The organism is Aeromonas sp. S19(2024) (genome assembly GCF_041402625.1).
Classification (GTDB): domain Bacteria; phylum Pseudomonadota; class Gammaproteobacteria; order Enterobacterales; family Aeromonadaceae; genus Aeromonas; species Aeromonas caviae.
Map to the genome: position 1 here is coordinate 525,283 of NZ_JBGLQU010000002.1, position 26,047 is coordinate 551,329.

21 protein-coding genes are annotated in these 26,047 nt (G+C 63.7%); 9 read left to right on the forward strand and 12 right to left on the reverse strand.

Annotation, left to right across the window (positions count from 1 at the left end; all coding sequences use genetic code 11):
- Nucleotides 1-34: 34 nt before the first annotated feature.
- Entirely contained in the window at nt 35-823 is a 789-nt protein-coding gene (locus tag ACB037_RS06755) for a transporter substrate-binding domain-containing protein (RefSeq protein ID WP_010675255.1), read from the reverse strand.
- A 461-nt stretch (nt 824-1,284) separates the two neighbouring features.
- Between ACB037_RS06755 and ACB037_RS06760 the strand changes: the two genes are divergently transcribed.
- Complete coding sequence (locus tag ACB037_RS06760; RefSeq protein ID WP_069652540.1) at nt 1,285-2,412, forward strand: GGDEF domain-containing protein; 1,128 nt, start codon at nt 1,285-1,287, stop codon at nt 2,410-2,412.
- Between the two features lie 108 nt (nt 2,413-2,520).
- Here ACB037_RS06760 and rnk read toward each other — a convergent pair whose 3' ends face one another.
- The 5 genes from rnk to ACB037_RS06785 all read right to left on the reverse strand — a co-directional run bounded on the left by rnk (nt 2,521) and on the right by ACB037_RS06785 (nt 7,483).
- Complete coding sequence (gene rnk, locus ACB037_RS06765; protein ID WP_010675253.1) at nt 2,521-2,916, reverse strand: nucleoside diphosphate kinase regulator; 396 nt, start codon at nt 2,914-2,916, stop codon at nt 2,521-2,523.
- A gap of 233 nt (nt 2,917-3,149) precedes the next feature.
- Complete coding sequence (locus tag ACB037_RS06770; protein ID WP_010675251.1) at nt 3,150-3,884, reverse strand: ABC transporter substrate-binding protein; 735 nt, start codon at nt 3,882-3,884, stop codon at nt 3,150-3,152.
- 81 nt (nt 3,885-3,965) lie between these two features.
- A complete protein-coding gene (locus ACB037_RS06775) occupies nt 3,966-4,649 on the reverse strand; it encodes a hypothetical protein (protein WP_371175061.1) in 684 nt (227 codons plus the stop codon).
- A 50-nt stretch (nt 4,650-4,699) separates the two neighbouring features.
- Entirely contained in the window at nt 4,700-6,067 is a 1,368-nt protein-coding gene (locus ACB037_RS06780) for an alkaline phosphatase (RefSeq protein WP_171865824.1), read from the reverse strand.
- Between the two features lie 24 nt (nt 6,068-6,091).
- Complete coding sequence (locus ACB037_RS06785) at nt 6,092-7,483, reverse strand: alkaline phosphatase (RefSeq protein WP_371175062.1); 1,392 nt, start codon at nt 7,481-7,483, stop codon at nt 6,092-6,094.
- Nucleotides 7,484-7,824: 341 nt separating this feature from the next.
- Between ACB037_RS06785 and ylqF the strand changes: the two genes are divergently transcribed.
- The gene (gene ylqF / locus ACB037_RS06790; RefSeq protein WP_048207962.1) at nt 7,825-8,775 is read left to right on the forward strand and encodes a ribosome biogenesis GTPase YlqF; all 951 of its coding nucleotides are present in this window, start codon (nt 7,825-7,827) and stop codon (nt 8,773-8,775) included.
- Nucleotides 8,776-9,076: 301 nt separating this feature from the next.
- Nucleotides 9,077-10,225 (forward strand): MFS transporter, encoded by a 1,149-nt coding sequence (locus ACB037_RS06795; protein ID WP_324045580.1) that lies wholly within the window; start codon nt 9,077-9,079, stop codon nt 10,223-10,225.
- Nucleotides 10,226-10,314: 89 nt separating this feature from the next.
- On the opposite strand, the gene ACB037_RS06800 is transcribed toward ACB037_RS06795, so the two are convergent.
- The 3 genes from ACB037_RS06800 to dinG all read right to left on the reverse strand — a co-directional run bounded on the left by ACB037_RS06800 (nt 10,315) and on the right by dinG (nt 14,227).
- Complete coding sequence (locus ACB037_RS06800; protein WP_371175063.1) at nt 10,315-11,211, reverse strand: histone deacetylase; 897 nt, start codon at nt 11,209-11,211, stop codon at nt 10,315-10,317.
- A gap of 70 nt (nt 11,212-11,281) precedes the next feature.
- Nucleotides 11,282-11,941: a DUF2057 domain-containing protein gene (locus ACB037_RS06805; RefSeq protein ID WP_039040268.1), complete on the reverse strand. Its 660-nt coding sequence runs from the start codon at nt 11,939-11,941 to the stop codon at nt 11,282-11,284.
- 213 nt (nt 11,942-12,154) lie between these two features.
- The gene (gene dinG / locus ACB037_RS06810; RefSeq protein ID WP_371175064.1) at nt 12,155-14,227 is read right to left on the reverse strand and encodes an ATP-dependent DNA helicase DinG; all 2,073 of its coding nucleotides are present in this window, start codon (nt 14,225-14,227) and stop codon (nt 12,155-12,157) included.
- 382 nt (nt 14,228-14,609) lie between these two features.
- Between dinG and ACB037_RS06815 the strand changes: the two genes are divergently transcribed.
- From ACB037_RS06815 to ACB037_RS06825, 3 genes are all read left to right on the forward strand, one after another.
- Nucleotides 14,610-15,647, forward strand: a complete 1,038-nt coding sequence (locus ACB037_RS06815) for a porin (RefSeq protein ID WP_041214891.1) — start codon at nt 14,610-14,612, stop codon at nt 15,645-15,647.
- A 195-nt stretch (nt 15,648-15,842) separates the two neighbouring features.
- A complete protein-coding gene (locus tag ACB037_RS06820) occupies nt 15,843-16,784 on the forward strand; it encodes a hypothetical protein (RefSeq protein ID WP_069652548.1) in 942 nt (313 codons plus the stop codon).
- Between the two features lie 135 nt (nt 16,785-16,919).
- The gene (locus ACB037_RS06825) at nt 16,920-18,110 is read left to right on the forward strand and encodes an amino acid aminotransferase (protein ID WP_010675240.1); all 1,191 of its coding nucleotides are present in this window, start codon (nt 16,920-16,922) and stop codon (nt 18,108-18,110) included.
- Nucleotides 18,111-18,189: 79 nt separating this feature from the next.
- Here ACB037_RS06825 and ACB037_RS06830 read toward each other — a convergent pair whose 3' ends face one another.
- From ACB037_RS06830 to ACB037_RS06840, 3 genes are all read right to left on the reverse strand, one after another.
- Complete coding sequence (locus ACB037_RS06830; protein ID WP_368212549.1) at nt 18,190-19,695, reverse strand: helicase HerA-like domain-containing protein; 1,506 nt, start codon at nt 19,693-19,695, stop codon at nt 18,190-18,192.
- Between the two features lie 115 nt (nt 19,696-19,810).
- Nucleotides 19,811-20,305, reverse strand: coding sequence for a DUF2062 domain-containing protein (locus ACB037_RS06835; RefSeq protein ID WP_039040273.1), 495 nt, complete (start codon nt 20,303-20,305; stop codon nt 19,811-19,813).
- The gene (locus ACB037_RS06840) at nt 20,299-20,817 is read right to left on the reverse strand and encodes a DUF2062 domain-containing protein (protein WP_202041309.1); all 519 of its coding nucleotides are present in this window, start codon (nt 20,815-20,817) and stop codon (nt 20,299-20,301) included. The genes ACB037_RS06835 and ACB037_RS06840 overlap by 7 nt, the downstream gene beginning before the upstream one ends.
- A gap of 115 nt (nt 20,818-20,932) precedes the next feature.
- Here ACB037_RS06840 and ACB037_RS06845 point away from each other — a divergent pair, with 115 nt between their 5' ends.
- The 3 genes from ACB037_RS06845 to lpxK all read left to right on the forward strand — a co-directional run bounded on the left by ACB037_RS06845 (nt 20,933) and on the right by lpxK (nt 25,973).
- On the forward strand, nt 20,933-23,074 hold the full coding sequence (locus tag ACB037_RS06845) for a DNA internalization-related competence protein ComEC/Rec2 (protein WP_371175065.1): 2,142 nt from the start codon (nt 20,933-20,935) through the stop codon (nt 23,072-23,074).
- Between the two features lie 134 nt (nt 23,075-23,208).
- On the forward strand, nt 23,209-24,978 hold the full coding sequence (gene msbA / locus ACB037_RS06850; protein ID WP_042014329.1) for a lipid A ABC transporter ATP-binding protein/permease MsbA: 1,770 nt from the start codon (nt 23,209-23,211) through the stop codon (nt 24,976-24,978).
- Nucleotides 24,978-25,973 carry a tetraacyldisaccharide 4'-kinase gene (lpxK, locus tag ACB037_RS06855; RefSeq protein ID WP_261999801.1) on the forward strand — a complete coding sequence of 332 codons (996 nt, stop codon included), beginning with the start codon at nt 24,978-24,980 and terminating at the stop codon, nt 25,971-25,973. Before msbA ends, lpxK begins: the two co-directional genes overlap by 1 nt.
- Nucleotides 25,974-26,047 lie beyond the last annotated feature (74 nt).

Here is a 26,047-nt window from a genome sequence, read left to right on the forward strand (position 1 = left end):
GCGTGAAGGGGCGGCATGCCGCCCCTTTGAGAGGTTATTTGAGCTGGTTCAGCCAGGCGGTGGATTCAAACCACTTCTTGTAGAGACGGTCGTAGCTGCCGTCGCCCTTGATCTGGCGCAGGTAGTTGTTGAACCAGTTGAGGGTGTCCTGATCCCCCTTGCGGATGGCCCAGGCCAGCGGCTCGAAGGTGAACGGCTTGTCGAGGTGCACCACGGCGCCCTGGTTCTGGGACGCGAAGATGGCGTTGTAGGGCAGGTCGTAGACGAAGGCATCCACCTTGCCGTTGATTACTTCCAGCTTGGCGTCATCCTGGGTTTCAAACTGCAGCAGGGTGGCCTTGGGGATCATGCGCTTGACCGCTTGCTCGCCGGTGGTGCCGAGTTTGACCGCGATCTTGTATTTGGGATCGTTGAGGTCCTGGAAGGATTTGATTTCGCCCGCCTTGTCCTTGCGAAGCACGATGGTCTGGCCGACGACGATGTAGGGATCGGCAAAGTTCACGCGCAGGTTGCGCTGGGGAGTGACGGTCATGCCGCCCATGATGACGTCGAACTTGTCGGTCAAGAGCGCGGGGATGATGCCGTCCCAGGCGGTGTTGACGAACTCCACCTTCACGCCCATCTCCTTGGCGACCATCTTGGCGAGATCCACGTCAAAGCCGATGTACTGGCCCTGCTTGTTGGTCATCTCGAAGGGTTGATAGCCGGCATCGAAGCCGACCCGCAGCACACCGCGCTCCAGCACGGCATCCAGGGTGGAAGTGGGCGCGGCGTTGGCCAGCCCGCACAGCAGCAGGGTAGAGAGAATGAGTTTTTTGATCATAAATGACGTCTCTGTCGTAAATGTGGTCGGCCTTGAACCTGCTCCCGTGCGACTCCATGGCACAAGAGACTGCTGCATCCGGCAGCAGGCAAGACAGGATTATTGTCTTGGTCGGGGCAAAAGCCCCATATGAGATTCTATGAATGGTTCGTTGGATGAAAAATGTACCAAAACCTGTTTGTGCCAGAAGACTCAATAAGTTATGGAGACTTTTATCCCTCGTGGTGACTCATAAAACCACATGAAAACAACATATCTATCTAATGGCGCCGGTTCAAGTGCAAAATATCCGGCGGCCGTCTCGGTGGAAAATCCGGGCACAGACAGGGCGTTGTCCGGCACGCTTCACGGGGTGTTGGGCGTGCGAGTCGGGCAAATATTTTTGCCCGGCCCATAGGCTCCCTCTGTGTCTTGTCATGGGCTTCCCATATACTCAGCCATCCCCATTGGAAGGTTCAGGAATGGACGCCTCAATTCTGCTCAATCTGGACGTATTTACCCTGATGTTGATGGCCCTCGGGGGCTACAGCCTGGGATTCATCACCCTCTCCATCATCTGGTCGACCCATAGGGAAATACCCGGTCTCGGGCTCTGGTGGTGGTCCAGCCTCTGTGCCCTGGCGGCGCAATCGCTCTTCTTCATGCAGGCATTTTCCCCCCATATCGCGGGGATCTGGCTGGCCAACCTGCTCATCACCTTCTGCCTCGCCCTGATGCCACTCGCCATCCAGCGCTTCTTCGGAGAGCCGCCAAACTGGCGAGCATTCACCCTCTTCATGCTGGTCTACCTACTTATCCTCTGCTGGAGCGTCATCTTCAACGACAAGATGGCCCCCCGGGTGCTGCTGGCCTGCCTGAGCTACATGATGGTGGGGGCGGTGATTGTCTGGCTCATCTGGCGTCATGGCTACCCTGACTATCTGCCCGCTGTGCTGGTGTTCACCGTGGTCAATATCCTGCTCTACGGTTTCAATCTGGTGCGCATGGGGGCCCTGCTCGGTGGCGAGGTGCGGGTCCTGATGGATCAGCATGCGGTCAATGTGCTCCCTTTCCTCTCCATGCTGATGGGCAACTATCTGTCGACCTTCGGGGTGCTGCTGCTCTGTACCCAGTACCGGGCCCTGGCCCTGCGTCGACAGGCCAGCCAGGATCCCCTGACCGGCCTCCTGAACCGGCGCGGCTTCATGGACCACTGCGTGACGATGGCAAGGCAGGGGGCGCTGGTGGTGCTGGATCTCGACGACTTCAAGCAGATCAACGATCGCCACGGTCACGAGACAGGGGACAGGGTGCTGGAGGCGGTGGGTCGCTATCTTGCCGGCCAGCGGGATCTGGTGGCCAGCCGCTTCGGCGGGGAGGAGTTTGTGCTGCTGTTGCCCGAGCGGGACCCCCTGGCCCAGCAGGCGCGCTGCGAGCAGATCCGCCAGGGGATAGAAACGCTGGGGCTGAAGGGGGTCCGGGTGACGGCCAGCCTGGGGTGGGCGCCCAGCGCCCGCGAATGGCACTTTGACACCCTGTTCAGCCAGGCCGATCGCGCTCTCTATCAGGCCAAGCGGGAGGGCAAGAACCGGATTTGTCAGGGGGCCTGATCCCCCGTCAGGTCATGCCCGGCCGGCGGCCCTTGGCTCCGACCGGACAAAGGCATACCGAGTCAGCTACCTGGTCGCATCAGACCAGAATGGCCGCCTAGCCGCCTGTCAGCGGTGCAGCTCCCCCGCGCGTTCCGGCTGATAGACCACTTCCAGGATCTCCACCTGGATGGTGCGACCGGCCGGCCCCGGCCAGGCGATGCTGTCACCCACCTTGAGCCCCAACAGGGCGCTGCCCACTGGCGCCAGCACGGAGATCTTCGATTCGTCCCCCTGCACATCCTTCGGATAGACCAGCGTCAGGCAGAAGTCGTTGCCGCTGTTTTGCATCTTGAAGCGCACCGTGCTGTTCATGGTCACCACGTCCGGCGGCATGTCGGCGGGTTCGCGGATCTCGGCGCGATCCAGCTCCTCTTGCAGGGCCAGGTGCTGGGGGTGGTTGCCAAGCAGCTGTTCAATGCGATCCAGATCCAGGCTGGAGATGACGAGATGAGGCTGTTTCATAGGGTATTTCCTTATCAATGACTGAAGGGACCAGGATGACGGGCAGACTGGTCGACAAAAAACGGTGCAAGGGTAAAAAGCAGACAGCAAAAGCGATGCCCCCGAGCGACTCGCGCAGCGGGGCGAGGGCGGGGGCTCAGCGGGGTGTGAGCGTACTGGAAAAAATCATGATTGCTTTCATGGAGATACCATAACCATTCTGGGGTGGTTTGGCAATTGGACTGACTGTCTCATCAGGGAGCCTGGTAATCGTACTGGTGCAGGATGCGCGCGAGACTGCCATCCTCCCTCATTTCCTGAATGACCCGGCGCCAGCGCAGCGCCTCGCTGCGGGAGAAGCGGGGACTGGCGGCCAGGTAGAGGGTGCTCTGCTGCAAGGTCTCGCCTCGCACCAGATCCGGGAGCGGCAGACCCGCCCGCTGCTGGTTGTAACGGGCGGTGTTCCAGGCCACCGCCCATGCCTGGATGCGGCCGCGCGCCAGCTTGCTGGCGTTGCTGACCTCCTCGGTGACCAGCTCCCGGGTCACCCCTGTCAGCGGCTGGATCAGGCTCTGGCTATGGGAGCCACGCATCACGCCAACGGTGAGACCTGGCAGTGTCTTCATGGAGAGCGGCGCTGGATGGTGACGGCGATGGCTGACCAGCACGAAGGCCTCCTCCAGCAGGGGGGCAATCCAGAGAAACAGTGGTTCGCGCTGGGGATTTCGGGCCGGGGGCAACAACAGGACATCCGGGCGGTGGCTGGCCTGGCTGAGGGCGCGAGCCAGCGGCATCAACTCGATCTCGAGCGGTTCCCCGAGGCGGCGGGCAGCCTCCTCCAGCACCTCGATGGCCATGCCGCTCGGCGCACCCTGCTGGGCGCGGATCACATAGGGGGGAATGTCCGCGGCCACGACGACCACGGCACGGGCCGAAAAGGCGCAGACGATCAGAGGGGAGAGCAGCAGAAGCAGAGTAACAAGGCGCATGGATGTTCGGGTCCGGGATGAGTACAGAGAGTGTAACATCCCGTTACGCCATGTCAGCCAGGCGATTGCCGCCTGGGGGGATCAGTCGAAGAAATCCCGCAGATCCAGGGTCTGGTACCCTGCCAGTTGCTGCCAGGGGAGGGTCTTTGGCAGCGGCTTGAGCGTCACCTCCATCCGGTAGCTGCGATAACCGTCGAGGCTTGCCGACTCCACCACCAGGGGCAACTGCCAGCGGCTCGACCAGAGGATGCGGGTACGCTGGCGACCTTCGCGGGTCTCATACCAGTTCGCCTGGTCGGGGGCGGCCTCATCCAGCGGTGTCATTCCCTCCAACAGGGCAGGGTTGATGAGGTGGCGGATCCGCGCCCACTCCGGCTTGAAGGCCACCTGGCCGTACTCCTCCTGCGGCACCTCCACCAGCTGGTTGTGCCAGGCATCGGCGTAGCGCAACTGGAGTGCGTCTCCCTCGCTGCGGGTGACCCAGCGCGCCGCCATCTGGTGTGTGAAGTGCTTGTGGCCGGGGCGGGCATCGTGGGTGGCGTGATAGCCACGGGCCAGGGGAACGGGAATGAGCCGCTGGCTCCACACCTGGTCACCGACCCGCAGCCACTTCTCCTGCCACTGGCTCTCCCGGGTGATGCCGTCGCTGCCGGTCACCCTGTCCACGTAGCGGATGCGGGCGGCCAGATCGGGCACCTCGTCGGCCAGGAGGGGGAAGGAGAGGGCGCTGCCCAGCAGCCATAAAGAAAGCAGATATTTCATCATCGTCTCTCGCTCGACGGAAAAGGTGCCCGGCGCGGTGCCGGGCCCCTTTATCACAGGCCGAGGGCCTCCCTGAGCTTGCCGAACACCCGGGTGTTGTCGAGGGTGCCCTTGAACTGGCTGCTGCCTGCGCCGCCCGCGAACAGCATCACATCGCCGCCGCCGTGAGTCTCGGAGCCGAGCTTGACGCCGGTCTCCTGCAGGTAGTCATCCGCCATCACCTCATCGCTGGTAAGGGTGGGGCGCTGGTCCTGGCGGTTGGGGCCGTTGCCGAATACCAGAGTAGTGAACGGCTTGCCGTCCGCGTCGTTCTGGGTCGAGCCATCGGCGTTCTTGACCAGATCCAGCACCTTGTTGCCCTTGGCGGAATAGCCGTTGATGGTCATGGTGTGGTCGTGGTCGGCGGTAACCACGATCAGGGTATCGCTCAAATCCACTTTGCCGAGGGCCGTCTTGACCGCCTCGTCCAGCGCCACCGCATCGGTCAGCGATCGCTTGGCGTTGGTGGCATGCAGGGCGTGGTCGATACGCCCCCCCTCCACCATCAGGAAGTAGCCCTGGCTGTTCTGGCTGAGCAGATCGATCGCCTTGGCGGTCATCTCGGAGAGGGACGGCTGGGTACTGGCCGCCCCCTTGGCGACGCGGTCCAGTTCGTAGTCGAGGTGGGACTTGGTGCTGAACAGCCCCAGCACCTTGCCCGAGTTGACGGCAGAGAGCTCATCCTTGGTGGTGACATAGCGGTAGCCCCGGGCGGTCAGCTCGGCGGTGAGATCCCGGCCGTCGGCCCGGCCGCCCTTGTTGCTGGCGCTGTAGGGCGTCCAGTGGTTGGCGCCGCCCCCCATCAGCACATCGACCCCATCCCCCAGTGCCTGGTTGAAGCCGGCTCCGCCTGGTACCGCCTGCTCGGCGATGGCGTAGGCCGCATCCCGGTGGCAGATATGGGAATAGGTCGCCGCCGGGGTGGCATGGGTCAGCTCCGTTGTCGTGACGGCCCCCACCGACTTGCCCGCCGCCTTGGCCAGCTCGAGAAGGGTGGGCACCGGGCTCCCGTTGTCGCTGGTGCAGTTGTTGATGCCCTTGTTGCCGTTGGCATCCTTGGACGGTGCCACTGCCCTGGTGTCGCTGCTCATGGCGATCACCTCGTTGTTCATCTTGACGCCGGTGGTGTAGGCCGCCATGGAGGGGGCGGAGTCCGTGGTCTGGGCATCGTGGGAGAAGGTCTTGATGCGCGCGCTCTGGGGCAGTTTCATCATCTCGAGATCCCCCTCTTCCCCCACCTTGAACAGGCGGGTGGCGGTGAGCACTGTGGGGCCCATGCCGTCACCGATAAAGAGGATGACGTTCTTGGCATCGGCGGCGTGCGCCTGGGAGAGGCCGCCAAGCGTGCCGAGCAGGGCGGTGCAGACCAGCGTCTTTTTCATGGTGATGTTCATCCTGATAATCCCTTACAGCTTGGCCGCAGCCTTGATCTTGCCGAACACGGCGGTGTTGTCGAGAGAGCCGTGGAAGCGCTCCGCTCCCTGGCCGATGGCGCCGAGGAAGACATCGGTACCGCCGTGGGTCTCGTTGCCTATCTCGCCCACCTTGACCACCACCTCCTGGTGATAGTCGTCGGCGGAGACGGTGGCGTCGTCGAGGGCCGCCACGCTGCTGCGCGGGCCGTCCACCCGGTTGTAGCCGTTGCCAAAGCCGATGATGGTGTAGGGCATGCCATCGCTATCCTTGCTCGGCTCGCCGGTCTCGTAGTTCTTCACCAGCCCGAGCACGCCCGCATTGCCTGCCGTGGTCTTGCCGGTGCGCTTGGCGTACCCGTTGAGCACCAGGGTGTGGTCATGGTCGGCGGTGACCACGATCAGGGTGTTTTTCAGCTCGGGATCGGTTTTCTTCACTTCATTGATGGCGGCCTGGATGGCGCTGTCGAAGGCGAGGGTATCCTGCAGGGCGCGCTTGGCGTTGGTGTCGTGCAGGGCGTGGTCGATGCGCCCCCCTTCCACCATCAGGAAGTAGCCCTTCTCTTTGCCCTTGAGCTGCTTGATGGCAGCCAGGGTCATTTGGGCCAGTGATGGCTCGCTGGCGGGTCGGTCCAGGTCATATTTCATGTGGCTTGAGCCAAACAGGCCCAGCAGCGGCTTGCTCGCATCGGCCTGGTTCAGCTCGTCAAGGGTGGCGGCAAACTGATAGCCCTTCGCCTTCATCTCGTCGATGAGGTTGCGACCATCGGTCCGCTTACCCTTGTCGGCGCTGGGCAGGAAGAAGCCGCTGCCGCCTCCGAGCACCACGTCCAGCCCCTCCTTCAGGGCGCTGTTGTAACCGCTGCCCCCCGGCACCATCTGGACGGCGATATCAGCCTCCAGATCCCGGTTGCAGATATGGGCATAGGTGGCGGCCGGGGTGGCGTGGGTGACCCGGGTGGTGGTGACCACGCCGGTGCCACGGCCATCGGCCTTGGCCAGCTCCAGCAGGGTGGTCACCGCTTTGCCGCCGCTCTGGCTGCAATCGCTCTCCTGGGTGGCGTCGCTGTCCATGCTGATGACGCCGTTGTTGCTCTTGACCCCGGTCATGTAGGCCGCCATGGAGGGGGCCGAGTCGGTCACCTGAGCATCGTGGGAGAAGGTCTTGATGAAGGCCGTTTCCGGCAGGGTGTCGATGGTGAGGCTGCCCTCTTCGCCGACGCCATAGATCCGGGAGGCGGTGAGGGTGTTGAGACCCATGCCGTCGCCGAGGAAGAAGATCACGTTCTTGGCGCTGGGTTCCGGGGTGTTGCTGTCGTTGTTGGAGTTGCAGCCGGCGGCCAGGGCGGCGCCTATCATCACTGCAAGTCCTGCCATCTTTCTCATTGGGGTTCGCTCCTTGTGAAACCTGAGCGCAGCCTAGAGGGGGCAGATGACACTTTTAGTGAAGAGAGATGACAATGCGGTGAAAGCGCCTTGTAAATGTTATCTTATATCAATGGGTTATGTTGATTGTGTTCTGCCACTCACCTCCCGGTGGCGTGGCGGGCATCCGGCCACCCGGGTGACAACACCCGGCCAGAATAGCCTGTCAAATCGGGGCCGCAGCAGGTAAAATGCGCCCCCTTGCGATGAGTGCCAGCGGTCTGGCGCATCACCACGCACCCGCAACCCCGAGCGCCCGCAGCCCCGAGAGGGGACCGCATGCCAATGAGAGAGTAACGGATATGTCCATCAACTGGTTCCCCGGCCACATGCACAAGGCCCGCAAAGAGATTGCAGAGGTCATGCCCCAGGTCGATGTCATCATCGAGATGCTCGACGCCCGCATCCCCTTCTCCAGCGAGAACCCCCTGGTGCCGGAGCTGCGCGGGGAGACGCCGGTGATCAAGGTGCTCAACAAGGCAGACCTTGCCGACCCCGAGATCACCGAGCTGTGGGTGGCCCACATGGAGCAGGAGAAGGGGATCAAGGCTCTGCCCCTGACCCAGCAGGAGCCTACGATGATCAAGCAACTGCTGACCCTGTGCCACGAGATGCTGCCGGAGCGCAACTTCGAGCTGCGCGGGGTGCGCGCCATGATCATGGGCATCCCCAACGTGGGCAAGTCCACCCTGATCAACACCCTGGCGGGGCGCATCATCGCCAAGACCGGCAACGAGGCGGGGGTGACCAAGTCCCAGCAGCGGATCAAGCTCGACAACCACGTCATCCTGACGGACACCCCTGGCTTCCTGTGGCCCAAGCTCAACCCGCCCTCCTGCGGTTATCGACTGGCGATCACGGCGGCCATCAAGGATACCGTCTTCGATTACGCCGACATCGCCATGTTTGCCGCCGACTACTTCATCAAGGCCTATCCGGAGCGCATCAAGGCACGCTACCAGCTGAGCGAGCTGCCGGAGACCGAGATCGAGCTGCTGGATCTCATTGCCCGTCAGCGCGGCTTCATGCGCAAGGGGGGGCTTGCGGATCTGCACAAGGCCTCGGAAATCCTGGTCAATGAATTCCGGTCCGGCATGCTGGGGCGGATCTCCCTGGAGACGCCAGAGATGGTGAGCGTCGAGATAGTGGAAGCCGAGGCCGAGGCTGAGCAGAAAGCCAGGGAGAAGGCGGAGCGGGAAGAGGAGCGCCAGGCCCGGGCTCGTCGCAAGTACGCCAAGAAGCGTCAGCGCTGACCGGCGTTGTGCACAATAGGTTGTGCTTGATAACAAGAAGAGGCGGCCCTGGGTCGCCTCTTCTGGTCATGGCGCTCTGGCGTGAGGGAGGCACAGGGTCGATATTCAACCGCCCGCTTCTCCTTTTCATGACCAAGGTGTCGGCCAATCAAGGGGATGAGGCTCCCGTCAGGGGAGGGCCTTGCCGCGTTGCCATCACGGTGGGCAGAAAAACCTTGCGGCCCGGCCTCAGTGCCGATTGACAAAGGCACAGGCGGTGGCATGATGCGCTCGCATTTTGCCTCTCCCCACGGTTCTATCCATGACCACATACTCCCGCCCGGTGCTGCTCCTGCTCTGTGGCCTGCTGTTGCTGACCCTGGCCATCGCGGTATTGAATACCCTGGTGCCGCTCTGGCTCGCCCATGAGCATCTGCCCACCTGGCAGGTCGGCATGGTCGGCTCCTCCTATTTCACCGGCAACCTGCTGGGAACCCTGCTGGCGGGCAGACTCATCGCCCGCTGCGGCTTCAATCGCAGTTACTACCTGGCCAGTGCGCTCTTTGCCGCAGGCTGCGTCGGGCTCGGCATTACCGTGACGTTCTGGAGCTGGCTCGCCTGGCGATTCATCGCCGGTGTCGGCTGCGCCATGATCTGGGTGGTGGTGGAGAGCGCGCTGATGTGCAGCGGCAACGCCCGCAATCGGGGTCGCCTGCTGGCCGCCTACATGATGGTCTATTACGTGGGCACTGTGCTTGGGCAACTGCTGGTGAGCAAGGTGTCGACGTCGCTGATGGCGGTGCTGCCCTGGGTGACCGCCCTGGTGTTGACGGCCATGCTGCCGCTCTTGTTCACCCGCATCGCCAGTCCGTCAGGCAACCACCAGGCCAGGACTCCGGTCTGGCCGATGCTGCGCCTGCGTCAGGCGCGTCTGGGGGTGAACGGCTGCATCCTCTCCGGCATCGTGCTGGGGGTGCTTTATGGTCTGATGCCGCTCTATCTGAACCACCAGGGGGTGAGCGACGGGGCCATCGGCTACTGGATGGCGGTGATGGTGAGCGCCGGCATCCTGGGGCAATGGCCGGTGGGGCGTCTGGCAGATCGTTTCGGGCGCCTGCCGGTGCTGCGGGTACAGGTGCTGGTGGTGATCCTGGGGGCCATGGCGATGCTCGGCAACGCAGCCATGGGACCGACGCTGTTCATTCTGGGGGCCGCGGGCTTCACGCTCTATCCGGTGGCCATGGCCTGGGCCTGCGAGAAGGTGGAGCAGCATCAACTGGTGGCCATGAACCAGGCGCTGCTGCTGAGTTACACCATCGGCAGCCTGCTCGGGCCGACCCTGACGGCGCTCCTGATGCAGCACTACTCGGATCATCTGCTGTTCATGGTGATTGCCGGGGTCTCCCTGGTCTATCTGCTGATGCTGCTGCGCAAGATGGGCGAGCACCCGACGCCAATGGCCCATGCCTGAGGGCAGACGGCGTCATCATCCCTGCGCACGGATATAGAAGAGGCGACCCAAGGGGCGCCTCTTTTTCGTCATGGGCCGGGTGGTGCCGCTCAACCAAACCGGTGCCTTGCTACTTCAAAGAGCGAGAGGTGCAGCGGGATCAACTGCTGCCAGTCTCGCCGGTAACCCCCTCCCGGTACGGCGGTGATGGGCAGCCCGTGGCGAAGCGCAGAGTCAAAGACCATGGCATCGCGCTGGCGCACGCCTGAGTCGCTCAGGGAGAGGTAGCCCAGCTCGTCGTCCCGGTGCACATCCACCCCGGCCTGATAGAGGATGAAGTCAGGGGCGTAGAGGCGATGAGCCAGGGCGAGGGCCTGGTCCAGGGTCTCGAGATAGGCGTCGTCCTCCATGCCGCTTGGCAGGGGAAAGTCCAGATGGGAGGCCGGCTTGTGGCGGGGGAAGTTGTGTTCCCCGTGCAGGGAGAGGGTGATGATGTCGCGGCTGCCCGTGCACAGGGCGGCGCTGCCATCCCCCTGATGGACATCGAGATCAACGATCAGTACCCGCTCGCAGAGTCCCTCGTCCAGGCAGGTTCGTGCCGCGATCACCAGATCGTTGAAGAGGCAGAAGCCGCTGCCAAACCCCCGGTGTGCGTGGTGGTAGCCGCCGGAAATCTGCAGTCCGCAGCCCTGCGCAAGGGCGTGGCGGCTGGCGGCCAGGGTGGCGCCGACCGAGTGCAGGGTACGTTCAATCAGCAGGGGAGACCAGGGAAAGCCGAGCCGGCGAATGGCCCCTTCATCGAGGGTACCGGTGAGGGCGGCCTGTACATAGGCCGCATCGTGCACCTTCTCTATCTGCTCACGGCTGGCAGGGGTGGCCTGTGCCAGCGGATAGTCGAGGGCGACGAGGCGTTCAAACAGCGCCTGGTACTTGGCCAGGGGGAAGCGGTGACGCTCGGGCAGCCTCAGGGCGGAGTAGTGGGGGTGATAGAAGATGCGCAGTGACATGAAGCATCGGCCATGAACGGGTATGAAAAAGGGGAGCCAGGCTCCCCTCGATGCAGGCGTGCGATGCGCCTTACTGCTGCTGGATCACCCAGATCTGGAAGGCTTTACGGGTCTCCGCATCGGCCTTGTTGTACCAGCTCTGCAGCTGGGTCAGGGCTTCCGGGTTGCTCATGGCCTTGCTCGGGGCCACTTCCACCGGTGCGCTGGCGGCAGCCATCACGGCGGCGGTGGAGACGGACACAGTCTTGGGCTGGTTGAAGGCCTTGCCCATCTTCAGCAGCTCCTGCTGATAGTCACGGGTCAGCTGGAAGCCACCCACGGTCGGCATGACGAACTGCTCGGATTTCAGGACCTGGCCGGTGGATTTGTCTTTCAGAACGACGTTCTGTTCCTTGACGAAACGCTTGGCTTCTTCTTCCTTGCGGGGCTTCTTGAAGTCGAGGAAGAGTTGCTGGTTGTCGGCGGCGGTGAAGTTGATCACCAGGGGCTCGGCGGTGACCAGCTTGGTTTCACTGCGGCTGGAGTAGTTGCCCTCGAAGGCGACCACGACCTGGTGCCTGCCGGGCTCCAGGGAGAAGACGGTGGCTTTGTCGAGCAGCTGGGGGTTGACGGGTTCGCCATCGAGCAGCTGGATGACATAGGGATTCGTAATTTCCAGTTGGCTAGCGGCCAGGGCGCTACCTGCCCACAACAGACCAGCCAGGGCCGGTACCAGAACAGTCAGTTTCATTTCATCTCCTTGAACAGTCAGGCAATTGCCCACTGAAAAATAGGGGGTCATTTTTACAGGTTTGCCCCACAGCGGCAATAGCCGTTTATGGCGCCTTCCGGTGTGCGGGGTGTGGATCCCGCTGCCCCGAGTCCTGCGGGCAGCGTGCTCTTCTATCTTCCTGCCACCTCCTGACATGAGGGTCAGGGGAGCGCATGGCGGGCGTCAGCCGTGTCACTCGATGCGTCGGGTGAAGGGGGGGAGGGCGTCCAGCAGGCCCTTGCCGTAGCGCTTGGTCAGCAGGCGCCGGTCCAGGATGGTGACCCGCCCCCTATCCGCCTCTTTTCGGATGAGGCGGCCACAGGCCTGGATGAGCTTGCGCGACGCCTCCGGCACCGTCAGTTGCAGGAAGGGGTTGCCGCCGCGCTGCTCTATCCACTCGGCGGTCGCCTCTTCCACGGGGGAGTTGGGCACCGCGAAGGGGAGCTTGGTGATCACCAGGTTGGTGAGGTAGTGGCCGGGCAGATCCAGCCCTTCCGAGAAGCTGCCGGTGCCAAAGAGGATGCTGGCCTGGCCGCCGTCGCACTTCTGTTTGTGCAAGAGGAGCAGGGCGCTGCGGGACGCTTCCCCCTGTACCAGGAGTGACATCCCCTTGGCCCGCAGCCCCACCGCCACCTCGTTCATCTGGCGATAGGAGGAGAAGAGCACCAGGCTGGCCTCCTTGCCTGCCAGCAGGCGGGGCAGGGTATCGATCAACTCCTGGGTGAAGGCGGGGGCACTGGGTTCATGGGCCATCTTGGGCAGATAGAGTTCGGCCTTGTGGTAGTCGAAGGGGGAGCGCAGCCGCAGATAGCGGGTGCCGTCATGCTCCTTGAGCCCCACCTGGTGGCGAAAATAACTGAAGGAGGAGAGGGCGGTGAGGGTCGCCGACACCAGCACGGCCCCGAGACAGCGGGACCAGAGCCACTCTTCCAGCAGATACCCCACCTCGATGGGGGAGGCGTGCAGCCAGATGTCCCCGTCCTCGCTTCTGGCCATCCAGCGGGCGAGGGGGGTCTTGCCGGTGGGAACATGGCGGCTCAGCATCTCCCAGAGGGCGCAGAAGCTCTCGAGCCGCTGCAGGTGAAAACCACTCTCCGCCAGCAGAGGCTCGGCCTCCTTGCGACGAATTTCGCCATCCTTGAGCGCCTCGCCGATGGCCCCCTGCATTCTGTCCAGCGCCCTCAGTGCCTTCTTGCTCGCCTCCTTGAGGTTTTCCGCCAGCATGGGCAGGGGATCCGGCAGCACCCCATCGGCGAATCTGTGGTGGGGCTCGCCGCCAAAGAGGTGATCATTGCTGGTGAGCCACTGCTCGAGGGCCTTGAGATCCGGCTGGAGAGAGGCCAGGGCATCCTGCAGTTTGAGCTGGGGGTCGAGGAGGCTCTCCTTGTTCAGCGTCCTGGCCAGCTTGCCAGCGCTTTGCACCAGCTTTTCCAGCCAGCGGCGGGATCCCTTGATGCTGGCGCTGGCGGCGCCGTGATCCCGGGCGATGGTGGGCAGGTGATGGGCTTCGTCCAGCACATAGATGCACTCGTCCGGTGGCGGCAATATGATGCCGCCACCCATGGTGAGGTCGGAGAGCAGCAGGGCGTGGTTGACCACCAGCACGTCTGCCGCGTCCATGTCGTTGCGGGCCCGATGGAAGGGGCAGTGCTGATGGTGTCTCAGGGCCTTGTTGCAGGTGTGGCGGTCGGCGGCGATGCGATCCCAGCAAGGGTCTGGAATGGGTTTGGGCCAGTTGTCCCGATCCCCGTCCCACTTGCCTTCGGTGTAGGCCTGCCACAGCCCCTGGTAGCACGCTTTGTCAGCATCCGATGGCTTGTGTTTGCTCAATGCGCCGAAGTCGAGTTCGAAATTGGCCATCTCGCTGCCGTTTGCCGCCTGCTCCAGCAGGTGCTCACAGCAGTAGCGCTGGCGCCCCTTGACCAGCATGAAACGAAACGGCAGCTCGCTGTGACGGTGATAAAAGGGGAGATCCTTGTGGATGAGCTGCTCCTGCAGGGCCACGGTGGCGGTGGAGATCACCAGCTTCTTCTGGGTCAGCCGTGCCACTGGGATGGCCCCCTGGGCATAGGAGAGGGACTTGCCGATGCCGGTGCCTGCCTCGGCCACCAGGATGCGGCGACTCCTGTCATATTCTCCCGTCAGGGTCTTGGCGATTTCGGCAACCAGGAAATTCTGCTCCTTGCGCGGCACAAAACCGGGTAAACCATCGGCAATCTGGCGATAGGTATTGCGGATGGTGGCTTTGAGGCGAGTCGATAGCATAAAGAAGGTGTGGCCGTGTCGGTGTGGATGGCAACAGGATACCCGCAACAGGCGGCCCTGGTCGAGGCAGGGGAGAAGCAGTCGGGTCAGCCCCGGCTTTGCACATATGTTATGAGGGAACAGGGGGTTGCAATAAACCACCAAAAAAGAGGGATTCAGGCAGAGAGTATCGCTGTAAACGTTTTCCCTGATGGGGCAAACATTGTGAGATTCAGCTCACAAATTTTTCCCTGTGACTATGGTTTTCATAAAAAGTTCCAAGTTTTTTCATTGCGGATTCGAAAACCCGGTGATAGTCTCGGCGCCATAGTGATGCAAAGAACATCGCTAACACAGGGAATAACAAGGACTTAGTGTTTAATTACAGTAGGCATTGGAAACTATGAAAAAGACAATTCTGGCTATTGCTATCCCGGCTCTGTTCGCATCCGCAGCCAACGCTGCTGTCGTTTACGACAAAGACGGCACCTCCTTTGACATCTACGGCCGTGTACAAGCCAACATGTACGCAGACCACGACGACACCGACGCTGAACTGGTTGGTTCCTCCCGTCTGGGCTGGTCCGGCAAAGTCGGCCTGAACAACACCTGGTCCGGTATCGCCAAGACCGAGTGGCAAGTATCCGCCGAAAACTCTGACAACAAGTTCAACTCCCGTCACATCTATGTCGGCCTGGACGGTACCCAGTACGGCAAGATCATCTTCGGCCAGACCGACACCGCGTTCTACGACGTGCTGGAGCCGACCGATATCTTCAACGAATGGGGTGACGTAGGTAACTTCTACGACGGTCGTCAAGAAGGCCAGATCATCTACTCCAACACCTTCGGTGGCTTCAAGGGCAAAGTGTCCTACCAGACCAACGATGACGTAGCTGTCAAGGTTACTGACATCGGTCAAGGCATCAAGGAAACCGACGTCTACGGTCCGAACGTCAAGCGCAACTACGGCTACGCCGCTGCTGCTGGCTACGACTTCGACTTCGGTCTGGGCCTGAACGCCGGTTACGCTTACTCCGACCTGGAAAGCACCGTCAGCACCGCTTCTGGCGACAAGAAAGAGTGGGCCCTGGGCGCACACTACGCCATCAACGGTTTCTACTTCGCCGGTATGTACACCCAGGGTGACCTGAGCTACGACAACACCACCCAAGGCAACAACAAGGACAAGGGCCGTGGCTACGAGCTGGCTGCTTCCTACAACGTTGACGCCTGGACCTTCCTGGCCGGTTACAACTTCGCCGAAGGCAAGGTACTGTCCAACTCCGCCGGTTCTTCTTACGAAGACATCGTCGACGAAACCCTGCTGGGCGTGCAGTACAACTTCACTTCCAAGTTCAAGGCGTACACCGAGTACAAAATCCAGGGTATCAACGACAAGGACGACGAGTTCACTGTTGCCCTGCAATACAACTTCTAATCTAGCCTCTGCGCTGATTTAGTTGATGAACGGCCAAGCTTGCTTGGCCGTTCTGTTTTTTGGCCCCTTCACCACTTTTCGTCCTTTGGCCCTGCGCCATATCACGTTGTCTTCTTTGCACCCTTGGTTCTCCTCTGGTAAATCGCTAGATTATTCAATTTGTTGAAGCAGATTGGCCGATAGGGAAGGATGCCTTTGATCGATTTCACCCACCCCGAGTGGCGCGCGCTGGCACAGCAGTTGCTGAGAGGCGGCCCCCAGGCTGTTCGCGGTCGTCAATGGCAGCCGCTCATCGGCATGCTTCGGGACAACCAGTTGCTGCTGGCCCTTGGCAATCATCACTATGAGCTCACCCCTGCTGGGCACCGCTATCTGACCCGGGAGCTGATGCTGGCGAAGATGGCCAGTGCCCCGCCGGAACCCGAGGAGTGGCTGCAATCCCACGGCTGGCAACTGGGGGAGAGGGTCAACGAGCGAGTGCTGGCGGCCCTGTATCGCAAGGGGGAGGGCCATTTCAGCCCCATCGAGCAGATCGACTTCGAAGACAAGGGGATCCGGCTTTGCAGTGATCTGCCCCTTCGTCTGCGGGCCGCACGGCCGTTCAGCCTGTTTCTCAGCGGCGGCACCCTGCTGGATGCCGCCCCCTGGCTCCAGACCCTGGGGGAGGTGGCGCTGCCAGCCCGCACCCTGGCGCAGCTTGGCAAGATCCTCTGGGGAGAGGGGGAGATACAGCGGGTGATCACGACCGATGCCGTCGGCGCCTTCGCCGAGTTGCCACTGCCCGCCGACGCCCTGCTGGTCTGGTATCCCGCCGAGGATCCCGGCACGCTGGAGCCCCTGATCGCCGCCTTGCCGCCCCAGACCCTCTGGAGCCACCTCACTGCCCTGGATCCGGCCGGGGTCGACAGAGTACTGGCATTGGCCCAGCGGTTGGGGAGACCGGCGAGCTGGTGGTTGCCCCGGGATCTGGTGCCCATCAAGGCGGCTTACGGGGTTCCCCTGGGGGATGGCCGGCCCTGGGAGCCGAGCCGTATCCCCCGTGCGCTGCTGGCGCAGTGCAATGATCTGGTGGAGTCGAATCGGGGTCTGTCGGTCGAGGTGTGTGCCCTGGCACCGGATTGGCACGGGATTGGTTGAGGCGGCGCCGAGAAAGCGGTTTTCCCCTATGGAAGGCAGTGGTATAAAGAGCTGACGAAGCGCTCCCTGGACGGGCGCTTTTGTTTGCCAACCTACTTTGCCAGCCAACGAACTCAACGGACTACAGGGAATACCATGTTTGAAAAGGTTGTTGCCGCCCCAGCGGATCCGATCCTGGGCCTGACCGAAGCCTTCCGTGCCGACACTCGCAGCCACAAGATCAATCTGGGGGTCGGTATCTACAAGGATGAGACCGGTGCCACTCCTATCCTTCACTGCGTCAAGCAAGCCGAGCAGAAGCTCTTGACCGACGAGAAGACCAAGAACTACCTCGGTATCGAAGGCAATATCGAATACGGCCGCATCGTGCAGCAACTGCTGTTCGGCCGTGATGCCGCCCTGGTGACCAGCGGCCGCGCCAAGACGGCGCAGGCGCCGGGCGGTACCGGTGCCCTGCGCATCGCCGCCGAGTTCGTGGTACGCAACAATCTCGCCAAGACCATCTGGATCTCCGATCCCACCTGGGCGAACCACGTCAGCGTGTTCCAGGCGGCCGGTTTGACCGTCAAGTGGTACAAGTACTACGACGCCGCCACCAAGGGGCTCGACTTCGCCGCCATGCAGGCCTCCCTGTCTGACGCGCAGGCGGGGGATCTGGTGCTGCTGCACGGCTGCTGCCACAACCCGACTGGTATCGACCCCACCACCGAGCAGTGGCGCGCCCTGGCCAGGCAGAGTGCCGCCGCCGGCTGGCTGCCGCTCTTTGACTTCGCCTATCAGGGCTTCGCCCGGGGTATCGAAGAGGATGCCGAAGGCCTTCGCATCTTCGCCGAGTGCCACGACGAGCTGCTGGTGGCGAGCTCCTTCTCCAAGAACTTCGGCCTCTACAACGAGCGGGTCGGCGCCTTCACCCTGGTCTGCGCGACCAAGGCGGTGGCCGACGTCGCCTTCACCCAGGTGAAGACCGTCATTCGTGCCAACTACTCCAATCCGCCGTCACATGGCGCCGCCGTTGTCACCACCGTGGTGAGCGACCCGGCCCTCTATGCGGAGTGGGTGGAAGAAGTGGCCGCCATGCGGGTGCGCATTCGCGAGATGCGCGAGCTGCTGGTGGAGAAGCTGGCCGAGCGGGGGGTGAACCAGGATTTCAGTTTCATCCGCGAACAGAACGGCATGTTCTCCTTCTCCGGTCTCTCCAAGGATCAGGTGGAGCGCCTCAAGAGCGAATTCGCCATCTATATCGTCGGCTCCGGCCGGATCAGCGTGGCAGGCATCACCCGCGCCAACATTGATCCCCTCTGCGACGCCATCGCCAAGGTGTTGTAAGAGAGAAGCATCTGCGCCCAGCGCCTTGCTTCAGCCATAAAAAGCCCGCCGTATCGGCGGGCTTTTTCATTTTCAGGCATCAGCGGCGCCGCTTGCTGCTTCCCAGCAGGGAGCCGAGCACCCCGCGCATCAGCTGGCGTCCCACCTCGTTGCCGAGGGTGCGGGCCACGCTCTTGGCGGCGGTCTGCACCACCCCGTCATGCTGGCCACCACGGGGGCCGGTGCGACCGAACAGGATGCCATTCAAGGCATCCAGCAGACCGCCGCCCTGGTCGTTCTGTGGGGAAGCGGTCTCGTCACCGGCGGCGGGCGATGTCTCTTGAAGTCGCTCGAACGCGGACTCCCTGTCCTCCTGGGTGTCGTATCTGCCGTAGAGCAATGAGCCCTGAATAAGCGCCTGGTGCTCGGCCGCGCTCAGGGGGCCGATGCGGCTGGCCGGGGGCGCGATGAAGGCGCGCTCCACCACGCTGGGCCGCCCCTTCTCGTCGAGCAGGGAGATGAGCGCCTCCCCGACCCCCAGTTCAGTGATGGCTCCGGCGGCGTCGAAGGCAGGGTTGGCCCGCAGGGTGTTGGCGGCGATGCGCACCGCCTTTTGATCGCTCGGGGTGAAGGCGCGCAGGGCGTGCTGCACCCGGTTGCCAAGCTGCCCCAGCACGCTGTCGGGGATGTCGGCCGGGCTCTGGGTCACGAAATAGACGCCCACCCCCTTGGAGCGGATGAGGCGCACCACCAGCTCAATTTTCTCCAGCAGCGCCCTGGGCGCATCCTTGAACAGCAGGTGGGCCTCGTCGAAGAAGAACACCAGCACGGGCTTTTCCGGATCCCCTATCTCGGGCAACTGTTCGAACAGCTCGGAGAGCAGCCAGAGCAGGAAGCAGGCATAGAGGCGGCTGGACTGGGTGAGCTTGCCGGCGGCCAGTACATTGATATGGCCGTGGCCCGCCTCGTCGGTCTGCATCAGATCCTGGATGTCCAGCATGGGCTCGCCGAAGAAGTGATCGCCGCCCGCGCTCTCCAGGGTGAGGAGGTTGCGCAGGATGGCGCCGATGGAGGCGGTTGACACATTGCCGTAGCGGGTGGTGAGGGTCTTGGCGTGCTCCCCCGCAAACTGCACCATGGCCCGCAGGTCTTTCAGATCGAGCAGCAGCAACCCCTCGTCGTCCGCCACCTTGAACACCAGCTCCAGCACCCCGCTTTGGGTGTCGTTGAGGCCGAGCAGGCGTGCAAGCAACAGAGGCCCCATGTCGGAGACGGTGGCCCGCACCGGGTGGCCCTCTTCGGCGAAGAGATCCCAGAACAGGGTGGGGCTGGCGGCAAAGTCGGGTGCCTGAAGGCCGAGCTGGGCCAGACGGGCATCCAGCTTGGCAGAGGGGGTGCCGGCGGCGCCCAGGCCGCTCAGATCCCCCTTCACGTCTGCCAGAAAGACCGGCACGCCGAGGCGGGAAAACCCCTCCGCCAGCACCTGCAGGGTGACTGTCTTGCCGGTGCCGGTGGCCCCGGTGATAAGGCCGTGGCGATTGGCCATGGCGGGGAGCAGGGAGAGGGGGTTGCCATTGGCATGGGCCAGCGTGAGCGGTTCGGCCATGGTGGGCTCCTTGTTTCGAATGGGGGTCGAAAAACAACGGGTTACAAGGAGTGTGGTGGCAGAGGCAGACGATGGCAAGGCACGCCGCCCGAGACAAGGACGGCGTGCTGGCAACCTAGCGGGGGCGGGTCAGCTTGCCCAGTTGTAACAGCAGCAGGGTGAGCAAGGCGCCGGCGGCGGCGCTCAGCACCGCCAGCAGCAGGCTGCCGAGCAGGAAGGGGGGCACCAGGGTGGCTGCCTCCTGCTCCAGCCAGTGCAGGGACCAGGTGAGATGGAAGGGGGCTGGCGTCTCGTTCAGCACCAGGCAACCGGTACGATAGGCGTAGAGGTACATGAAGGGGAGCGTCAGCGGGTTGTTGAACCAGACCGCCAAGAGGGCCAGCGGCAGGTTGAAGCTGAACGCCAGCACCAGGGCGACGGCCACCAGGGAGTGCATGGGCATGGGGACCCAGCTGGCGAACAGCCCGGCCGCCACGGCGCCACAGAGGGCCCGCGTTCCCCCTTGCCAAAGGGCGGGGGTCAGCAGTCGCTCGCCAAAGAGGGCGAACCACTTCTGTTGGCGCAGGGTATCGGGGTCAATCTTGAAGCGGGCCAACCAGCGATTCAGCATGGGCGCGCCACCTTGCGTTTTTGCCACTGGCGCACCGTGCTCAGGCGCCAGCCCGCGCGAACCAGGACATAGCCGACGAGGGCGCTCAGCAGGGCAAGCACCAGGGAGCCCAGCAAGAGCGGCGGGGCCACCGTCTCGAACACCGACACCAGCCAGGCCCAGGTGAAGGTGATCTCGATGTGCTGGGAGGGTTGCCCCAGCAACTGGCAGCCCACTAGATAGGCGCCATAAAACAGCGGTGGCATGGTCAGGGGGTTGGAGAGCCAGACCAGGGCCACCGAGAGGGGCAGGTTGACCCGGCAGGCGATGGCGCCGCCAGCGGCCAGCAGCATCTGGCAGGGGAGGGGAATCCAGGCCATGAAGAGGCCGACCGCACAGGCACCGGCGGCGGAGCGCCGGTTGAGATGCCAGAGGTTGGCATCCAGCAGCAGCTTGCCAAAGAGTCGCAAGTGCTTGTGTTCCTTGAGGGTCGCCGGGTCGGGTAGCCAGCGCTGTATGATTCGTTTGGGCATGTTCTGAACCTTGCTAAATACTTGCTCCATGGATCTGCGTCTGTTGTCGTTTGCCCTGGGGGCAAGCTCCTCACTGCTTTGGCCATGGTTGCCTTCATGGGAATGGGGTGGCCTGATGCTGCTGCTCGCGCTTCCTCTCGCCGGTGGTCGTTGCTGGCGGCTGCTGTTTCTGCTGCTCGGCATCCTCTGGACGCAGGTGAATTTGCACTACCGGCTTGCCTGGCTGGATCAACTTGGCAAAAAAACGAGCCACATCATAACCGCACACGTGCAAAGTACGGAGTCTTCGGGAGAGAAAGAGGGGGATAAATTTGCGCGCCTGCTGCTGCGCCTCGACACCCTGGACGATCGCCCTCTCATCGTGCCACCCCTGGTGCGGGTCAATGCCTATCAGGTGTTGCCGCCGTTGCCTGCCGGCAGCAGCGTCACCCTGGTGACCTCTCTCAAGCCGGCCCATGGCCTGGCCAACGAAGCGGGGATGGATGGGCGGCGCCTGCTCCTTGGCAAGGGAATCACCGCCACCGGCAACCTGCGCCGGGTGATCGCCCTGGATGCCGTGCCCCCGGGTGTGCGCGATCGCTGGCTGGCGGCGGCGAGTCGCGCCTGGGAGGGGATGGCGCAGGCCCCCCTGCTGGCGGCCCTCACCTTCGGGGAACAGGGAGGGATCACGGATGCCCAGTGGGAACTCTTTCGCGGCAGCGGCCTGACCCACATCATCGCCATCTCGGGCCAGCATATTGCTCTGGTAGCGGTGCTCGGCTGGTGGCTCGGGCGGCTGTTCGGGCTGCGCGGGGCTATCTGCGTGTCACTCCTGTTCGCGGCCACCTACAGCTGGCTGGCGGGGTTTGCGGTGGCCACCGAGCGTGCCCTCATCATGGTGCTGGTGTGGAGCCTGCTGCGCTGGCTAAAGCGGGACTGGCCGAGCCACCGGATCTGGCTGTGGGCCTTTGTGGTGCTGACATTGTGGGACCCTTTCGCCCTCTATTCGGCGGGGTTCTGGCTCTCTTTTCTGGCGGTGGCCCTGCTGTTGCTGGCGAGTCTGTTGCACGATCGCCCCGGCCTGGTGCGGCTGCAACTTCTGCTGCTGCTCGGATTGCTGCCCCTGCAACTGCTGCTGTTCGAGGGGATGGCGCCCCTGGCGTTTCTGCTCAATCTGCTGGCACTGCCGCTGTTCTGCCTTGTCATCATTCCCCTGGCGCTCATCGGCGTGCTGGTGGCGCCCCTCTCCACGTTGCTGGCCCACGGCCTGCTCTGGGTCTCCGCCTTCGGCCTGGAGTGGGTGCTGTGGGGGCTCACGCAGCTGGCGGATCGCCTGCAGCTCTGGTGGCCGGTGCCCGGCTGGCTGATGCCCGCCAGCGCCCTGCTGATCCTGCTGTGGGCGGGATGGCACCTGCCGGGAGGGCGCACCCTGGGGGGGCCGGTGGCGGCGGCCCTGCTACTCGCCCTCTGGCCTGCTCCCGCTGCCTGGCAGGTGCGGGTGCTGGACGTGGGGCAGGGGCTCTCGGTGCTCGTCACCCGGGGGGAGCGGGCCATCCTGTTTGATACCGGGGATCGCTACCCCGGGGGCTACAACATGGCGGATGCGGCCATCCTGCCCCTGCTCAACCGGCTCGGCATCCGGGTGATCGACACCCTGATCATCAGCCACAGAGACAGGGATCACGCGGGCAACCGGCAGGCTCTGCTGCAGAGCATGGCGGTGCGCCGGGAGCTCTCCTCCTTCCCCTTTGCACCGGCTACCCAGGCCTGCCGCCGAGGTCAGCAGTGGCATTGGCAGGGACTGGATGTGCGGGTGCTCTGGCCCCTGGCAGCCGGGGCGGGGCGCAACAACGACAGTTGTGTGGTGCAGCTGGACGACGGGCGCCATCGGCTGCTGCTGAGCGGCGACATCGAGCAGCAGGCGGAGCGCCGCCTGCTGGCACTGGCGCTGGAGGAGGGTGAGGGCGCGGGGCTGGCCAGCACCCTGCTGGTGAGCCCGCACCATGGCAGTCGCACCTCCTCCACGGCCCCCTTCGTGGCGGCGGTGAAACCTGCCTTCGTGGTGCACAGCGCAGGCTTCATGAACCAGTGGGGCTTTCCCCGCCCCGAGGTGGTGGCGCGATACCAGGGGGCGCGGCAGTGGGTCACGGGGGAGGCGGGCGCCATCCTGATCGAGCCGGGGGACGCGGGGCTCAGGATCCGGGCCGAGCGGGAGCAGGGGCCCTGGTACCGGCGTGGCGGCCCCTGGTGGCAGCCGCAGGTATGGGGAAGGGAGTGAGGATCCGGTGAGCCTGCCCGGCAAGGGGCGGCCTTCATTTGTGACCCGGGTTGTAGCCATCGCGCCAGCGGCGCTTGGTGTAGCTCCAAGGTTTGGCTAGAATAGCCCGTCATTTCCCTTATTAACGGCTATTCATGCAACAAGAAACCTCACAAGAGAGCTGGACCGTCTTCAAGCGCCTGCTCGGTTATGTCCGGGATCGCAAGCTGGGTCTGGTGGGCGGCATCATTGGCATGCTGGGTTACGCGGCCGTGGATACCACCTTCGTCTACTCCATCAAACCGCTCATCGATCAGGGGCTCAACGGCAACGACAGCAGCGTGCTCAAGTGGATGCCCTTCTTCGTCCTCGGCATCGTGGCTCTGCGCGGCTGCGCCGCCTTCCTCTCCAACTACTGCATGGCCTGGGTCGGCAACCACGTGGTGATGCGCCTGCAGCAGCAGGTGTTCAGCCACCTGATGGCCATGCCCATGAGCTTCTTCGACCGCCAGAACACCGGCAACCTGCTCTCCAAGGTGACCTATGACGCCGGTCAGGTGTCGTCCGCCGCGAGCTCGACCCTGGTCTCCCTGGTGCGGGAAGGGGCCACCGTCATCGGCCTGCTGGGCCTGATGTTCTGGCACTCCTGGCAGTTGTCGGTGATCTTCCTGGTGGTGGGGCCCCTGGTCGGGATCCTCATCAGCATCATCAGCCGACGTTTTCGCAAGATAAGCCGCCACATCCAGCAGGCGGTGGGTGACATCACCACCTCCACCGAGCAGATGCTCAAGGGGCACAAAGAGGTGCTGATGTTCGGGGGCCAGGAGGTGGAGGACAAGCGCTTCTACCAGGTGAGCAACCGGATGCGCCAGCAGACCATGAAGATGGTCGCCGCCGACGCCATCGGCAGCCCCATCGTCCAGATGGTGGCCTCCGTGGCCCTTGCGGTCTTCCTCTATGTCGCCACCATCGACAGCGTCAAGGCGACCCTGACCGCGGGCACCTTCACCGTCATGGTCACCTCCATGATGATGCTGCTCAAGCCGCTGAAAAGCCTGACCGACGTGAACAACCAGTTCCAGCGCGGCATCACCGCCTGCCAGAGCCTGTTCGGTCTGCTGGACTCCACCCCGGAGCAGGACACCGGCACGCGCACTCTGGAACGTGCCCGAGGTGAAATCGAGTTTCGCAACGTCACCTTCACCTACCCGACCAAGGAGACACCGGCGCTGCGCAACATCAGCTTCAAGGTGGAGGCGGGCAAATCGGTGGCCCTGGTGGGTCGTTCCGGCTCCGGCAAGAGCACCATCGCGAGCCTTCTGACCCGCTTCTATGACATCGAAGAGGGGGAAATTCTGCTGGATGGCGTCAACATCCGCGAATACCGCCTGAGCGAGCTGCGCAAGCAATACGCCCTGGTCTCCCAGCACGTGCACCTCTTCAACGACTCCGTGGCCAACAACATCGCCTACGCGGCGGAAGAGAAGTACAGCCGCGACGAGATCCAGCAGGCGGCCCGCATCGCCCATGCGGACGACTTCGTCAGCAAGATGCCGGAAGGCTATGACACCGTCATCGGCGAGAACGGCGCCTCCCTCTCCGGCGGCCAGCGCCAGCGCATCGCCATCGCCCGCGCCCTGTTGCGGGACTCTCCGGTGTTGCTGCTGGACGAAGCCACCTCGGCCCTGGACACCGAGTCCGAGCGTCACATCCAGGCGGCCATCGACGAGCTGTGCAAGGCGCGCACTTCCCTCGTGATCGCCCACCGCCTCTCCACCATCGAGAAGGCGGACGAGATCCTGGTGATCGACGAGGGACACATCGTCGAGCGCGGCAACCACCAAACCCTGATGGACATGCATGGTACTTATGCCCAGCTGCGGGCCATTCAGTTTGGTAATACAGCCACGGGTAACAAGGGCTGATGCTGGCCAGACTCTGGTACGGGAACAGCCTCTGGCGCTGGGGGCTGGCCCCCTTCGCCCTGCTGTTTGCCCTGATCAGCGGCGTCCGCCGTCTGGGGTATCGCCGGGGTTGGTTCCGCGCCTATCGGGCCACCCTGCCGGTGGTGGTGGTGGGCAATCTCTCGGTGGGGGGCAACGGCAAGACCCCGGTGGTGGTCTGGCTGGTGGAACAACTCCAGGCCCGGGGCTGGCGCCCAGGCGTGGTCAGCCGCGGTTATGGCGGCAAGGCGCCCCATTACCCCTATCGACTGGATGAGAGCAGCACCCCGGCCGAGGCCGGGGATGAGCCCGTGCTCATCGCAAGGCGCTGCGGCTGCCCCGTGGCGGTGGCCCCCAGACGGGCCGATGCGGTGCGGTTGCTGGAGCAAAGCGGTGAGGTGGACATCATCGTCACCGACGACGGCCTGCAGCACTATGCCCTGGCCCGTGACATCGAACTGGTGGTGGTGGACGGGGCGCGGCGCTTTGGCAATGGCTGTCTGCTGCCCATGGGGCCGCTGCGCGAGCCCACGACCCGCCTCAAGCGGGTGGACGCCATCATCTGCAACGGCGGCGAACCCGCCCGTGGCGAATACGCCATGCGCCTGGTGCCGGATACCCTGCGCCGGGTGTGCGACGATGCGCCTCTCACGGCCCCCCTCTCGGGGCCGGTGGATGCCCTGGCAGGCATCGGCCATCCCCCCCGTTTCTTCGCCACCCTGACCGCCCTTGGTTACGAGCTGGTGCAGAGCGTCGGCTACGGGGATCACCAGGCGTTCGACGCCGCCGAGCTGCTGGCCCGCTTCGGCCAGCGCCCCTTGCTGATGACCGAGAAGGATGCGGTCAAGTGCCGCCCCTTCGCCCCGGACAACTGGTGGTATCTGCCGGTCAGCGCCGAGCTGCCCGATGCCCTGGGGGAGGCGCTGCTGCGCACCCTGGGCCCGCAGCCCGGAGGGGACAAGCACCAGGCGCCCTGACCGGGCGCCACCGGATTGGAACAGACGGCCAGTGCCCGGACTCGGGGGCTGGCCCTGCACATTGACATGCCAGG

Bases quoted from the DNA above. Each gene is read 5' to 3' on its own strand.
- ACB037_RS06805 (WP_039040268.1), bottom strand. From the start codon at position 11,941: ATGAAACTGACTGTTCTGGTACCGGCCCTGGCTGGTCTGTTGTGGGCA.
- ACB037_RS06830 (WP_368212549.1), bottom strand. From the start codon at position 19,695: ATGGCCGAACCGCTCACGCTGGCCCATGCCAATGGCAACCCCCTCTCC.
- ACB037_RS06800 (WP_371175063.1), bottom strand. From the start codon at position 11,211: ATGTCACTGCGCATCTTCTATCACCCCCACTACTCCGCCCTGAGGCTG.
- ACB037_RS06815 (WP_041214891.1), top strand. From the start codon at position 14,610: ATGAAAAAGACAATTCTGGCTATTGCTATCCCGGCTCTGTTCGCATCC.
- ACB037_RS06755 (WP_010675255.1), bottom strand. From the start codon at position 823: ATGATCAAAAAACTCATTCTCTCTACCCTGCTGCTGTGCGGGCTGGCC.
- ACB037_RS06825 (WP_010675240.1), top strand. From the start codon at position 16,920: ATGTTTGAAAAGGTTGTTGCCGCCCCAGCGGATCCGATCCTGGGCCTG.
- msbA (WP_042014329.1), top strand. From the start codon at position 23,209: ATGCAACAAGAAACCTCACAAGAGAGCTGGACCGTCTTCAAGCGCCTG.
- lpxK (WP_261999801.1), top strand. From the start codon at position 24,978: ATGCTGGCCAGACTCTGGTACGGGAACAGCCTCTGGCGCTGGGGGCTG.
- ACB037_RS06775 (WP_371175061.1), bottom strand. From the start codon at position 4,649: ATGATGAAATATCTGCTTTCTTTATGGCTGCTGGGCAGCGCCCTCTCC.
- ACB037_RS06840 (WP_202041309.1), bottom strand. From the start codon at position 20,817: ATGCCCAAACGAATCATACAGCGCTGGCTACCCGACCCGGCGACCCTC.
- ACB037_RS06845 (WP_371175065.1), top strand. From the start codon at position 20,933: ATGCTGCTGCTCGCGCTTCCTCTCGCCGGTGGTCGTTGCTGGCGGCTG.
- ACB037_RS06835 (WP_039040273.1), bottom strand. From the start codon at position 20,305: ATGCTGAATCGCTGGTTGGCCCGCTTCAAGATTGACCCCGATACCCTG.
- ylqF (WP_048207962.1), top strand. From the start codon at position 7,825: ATGTCCATCAACTGGTTCCCCGGCCACATGCACAAGGCCCGCAAAGAG.
- ACB037_RS06780 (WP_171865824.1), bottom strand. From the start codon at position 6,067: ATGAAAAAGACGCTGGTCTGCACCGCCCTGCTCGGCACGCTTGGCGGC.
- dinG (WP_371175064.1), bottom strand. From the start codon at position 14,227: ATGCTATCGACTCGCCTCAAAGCCACCATCCGCAATACCTATCGCCAG.
- ACB037_RS06760 (WP_069652540.1), top strand. From the start codon at position 1,285: ATGGACGCCTCAATTCTGCTCAATCTGGACGTATTTACCCTGATGTTG.
- ACB037_RS06770 (WP_010675251.1), bottom strand. From the start codon at position 3,884: ATGCGCCTTGTTACTCTGCTTCTGCTGCTCTCCCCTCTGATCGTCTGC.
- ACB037_RS06795 (WP_324045580.1), top strand. From the start codon at position 9,077: ATGACCACATACTCCCGCCCGGTGCTGCTCCTGCTCTGTGGCCTGCTG.
- ACB037_RS06785 (WP_371175062.1), bottom strand. From the start codon at position 7,483: ATGAGAAAGATGGCAGGACTTGCAGTGATGATAGGCGCCGCCCTGGCC.
- rnk (WP_010675253.1), bottom strand. From the start codon at position 2,916: ATGAAACAGCCTCATCTCGTCATCTCCAGCCTGGATCTGGATCGCATT.